Source organism: Chitinophaga sp. (assembly GCF_036566945.1).
Classification (GTDB): Bacteria; Bacteroidota; Bacteroidia; order Chitinophagales; family Chitinophagaceae; genus Chitinophaga.
Genome location: NZ_DATCVJ010000951.1, coordinates 1 through 3726 on the forward strand (window position 1 = coordinate 1; position 3726 = coordinate 3726).

The following is a 3726-nucleotide window of genomic DNA, read 5'->3' on the forward strand; positions in this document are numbered from 1 at the left end:
ATCGGCGATAAACTGAAACTGATCACCAACTACAATACCCAGTCACAGTTTGACTTTGAAAACCAGGTAAAACTCGAATATACCGGCTACGCCGATGAAATTATCAAGAAAATAGAAGCCGGTAACGTGAGCTTTCCCCTGCGTAGCTCCCTGATATCCGGTATTCAATCGCTCTTTGGGGTGAAAACACAATTGCAGTTTGGTAAGTTAACGGTGACCAGTGTACTCTCCAACCAGAAGTCACAGAAACAAAACCTCATGCTCAAAGGTGGTACCCAGGTACAGGACTATAACCTGAGAGCAGATGAGTATGAAGATAACCGCCACTTCCTGCTGGCGCAGTTCTTCCGGGATACGTTCAACTATGCGATGTCTAACCTGCCTATCATCCGGTCACTGACAAATATTACCCGGCTTGAAGTATGGGTGACCAATAAAACCGGCGCTACCACCCAAACGCGTGATATCGTGGGTTTGATGGATCTGGCAGAACAAAATCCCTACAATAAAACGGCGATACACGTTAATACCACCTCTAAACTGCCTGATAGAGGAACAAACGATCTGTATTCCAATCTGATCAGCGACCCGATGAGCCGGAATACCGGGACGGTCGTGAGCCGATTGCTGACCTTAGGGCTGCAACCAGTCTCGGAATTTGAGAAAACTTTTGCCCGCAAACTCGACTCTACGGAGTACACTTATAACAAACAACTGGGTTTCATCTCCCTAAATCAACAATTACAGGCCGATGAAGTGCTGGCTGTTGCTTATCAGTATACCTACAATGGAAGGGTATACCAGGTGGGTGAGTTTTCGCAGGATGTGCCACCGGATCAAAACAACAGTGCCAACCAACCCGTCCTGTTCCTCAAATTGCTGAAGGCAACATCTGCCCGTCCTACGTTACCGATCTGGGACCTGATGATGAAAAATATTTACGCCACCGGCGCCTTCCAGGTAAATAAGGAAGATTTCCGGATGGATGTTTACTATAAAGATCCCGGTGCAGAAGGGCGACCACCCAGCGATAAGCGCTATATCCCGGATGCAAAAGGTGACTACGCCGGCGCCCCTATCATTACCATTCTTAGTCTCGACCGTTTAAATAATCAGCTGGATCCCCAACCAGATGGCGTATTCGATTACGTAGAAGGCTATACGATAAACTCACTGACAGGTAAAATCATGTTCCCCGTACTGGAACCCTTTTCCGGCGGCCTTAAAAAAGCCTTCGGCGGAGATGCAACCCTGGAAAAACAATATCTCTACAACGTACTGTATGACTCCATTAAAGTGGTGGCCCAGCAGTTCCCACAACTGAACCGTTATGTAATACGCGGTTCCTATAAGTCGGCCAGCTCCTCAGAAATCAACCTGGGATCCGGTACTACCATCCCGCCGGGATCCGTTACAGTAACCGCCGGCGGCCAACAACTGCGGGAAAACGTGGATTACATCATTGACTATAACCTGGGGCGGTTGAAAATTATCAACGGCGGTGTATTGAACTCCGGTGTACCTATCAATGTACAGTTTGAGAACAATGCCCTGTTCGGGCAACAGGTTCGCAACTATTTCGGTACCCGGCTGGATTATATCGTCAACGATAAATTAAGCCTGGGGGGTACTGTTGTGCGCATGAGCGAAAGACCTTATTACCAGAAAGTGAACTACGGAGAAGATCCGATCAAGAACACCATGGTAGGTTTTGATGCAAACTACGCATCCGAATGGAAAGGACTGAACCGCTTCCTGGATAAATTGCCTAACTATACCAGCTCCTCCCCATCCAATATCTTGTTTACCGGCGAGGTAGCCCGTTTGTTCCCCGGCCATAGTAAACTGGTGAATGAACCCGGCAGCAAACAGGGTACTGCCTATATAGATGATTTTGAGGGCGTGAAAAGTGGATATGACCTGAAGTTTCCGGCTACCAGCTGGGCGCTCGCTTCTACTCCCAAAGGAGCTACCGATGCCTCCGGCCGGGTGATGTTCCCGGAAGCAGAATTGAATAATATACTGGATTATGGAAAAAACAGGGCAAAATTAGCCTGGTATATCATTGAACCTACCCTGCAATTACCGAAATCACCAGGTTTGCCACAAGGGATTACAGTAGACGATCAGTCAGATCCACGTACCCGGCTGGTGTATCAGAAAGAAGTATTTAAGAACAGGTCTACCGACTTCGGACAAAGCCAGTTGAGTACCCTTGATCTGGCCTACTATCCGCTGGAAAGAGGTCCCTATAACTTTACCAATAACCCTATCATGATGAACCGCGATGGGTTGCTGGCAAGGCCGGAAACCCGCTGGGGTGGTATCATGAGGGCAATTGATAACAGTGATTTCGAAACCGCCAACATCGAATATATAGAGTTCTGGATCCAGGATCCATTTATTAAGCAGCCGAATAGTTCTGGTGGTGCCATGTACTTTAACCTTGGTAACGTATCAGAAGATATCCTCAAAGATTCCAAGAAATTCTTTGAAAACGGAATGCCTGATCCAAACCAGGACCCCAATAAGATCGATTCTTCCAAATGGGGCCGTCAGCCTAAATTCCAGCAGCAGATTACCCAGGCATTTGACAACGATCCTAATATCCGCAGTTACCAGGATGTGGGGTACGATGGTTTGAAATCTCAGGACGAAGGCGCCTTCTATAAAACATACATGGATACCCTGAGAATGAATTTCGGAGGTAGCCCCGTATATAATCAGGCAGTGCAGGATCCGGCAAATGATGACTACAGACACTATCGTGATCCGACATATAACGGCATGAACATCCTGCAGCGTTATAAGAAATATAGCAATCCGGAAGGCAACTCTCCGGTATCTGATCCCAAGTCAAATTTCTCTTCTGCTGCCACCAATATTCCTGAATCAGAAGACCTGAACAGGGATAATACCATGAATGAAACAGAGGAGTACTTCCAGTATCGGGTGGACATGAAACCTAATATGCAGGTGGGTACCAACTTTATTGTGGATAAGATACAGGCAGATGTAACCCTGCCTAATAATCAGAAAACCACAGAAACCTGGTACCAGTTTAAAGTGCCATTGAATCAGTATAACGCCAAAGTGGGTAACATACCGGATTTTAAATCTATCCGTTTCATGCGTATGTTCCTCACCGGTTTCACAGATTCGGTAGTAGTGCGCTTTGCCAAACTGGAACTGGTACGTAATCAATGGCGCCGTTACATGTATGAGCTGCGCCCCGGCGATCCAATTCCATTGGATAACAGTACTACGTTTAATTCTTCTGCGGTAAATATTGAAGAAAACTCCTCCCGTACACCTATTCCTTATGTGTTACCTCCGGGAGTAGTAAGACAGAATACGATCAGCACCAACAATACTACACTGCAACTGAATGAGCAGTCCTTATCCGTACAGCTGTGTAACCTGAAAGATGGTGAAACACGGGCCCTGTACAAAACGTTGAATATGGATTTGCGTCAGTACAAAAAGCTGCAGATGTATATCCACGCAGAGGCAGTAGGCGCCGCCACTGCGCTGAAAGACGGACAAATACAGGCGGTGATCCGTATTGGTAGCGACTTTGTAAGCAACTACTACGAGTACCGTATTCCATTGAAAGTAACAGATTGGAACGGGCCTAAAACAGCATTAGACATCTGGCCGGAACGTAATAACATGGAGCTGGTGATGGCACAGCTCAGCGCATTGAAACAGAAACGTAACATGTGC

At 46.8% G+C, this 3726-nt stretch carries 1 protein-coding gene; it reads left to right on the top strand.

The features are described from left to right. Positions 1-3726 (top strand): cell surface protein SprA (gene sprA, locus VIP81_RS28660; RefSeq protein WP_331969725.1); only part of this gene is annotated, 3726 nt, incomplete at both ends.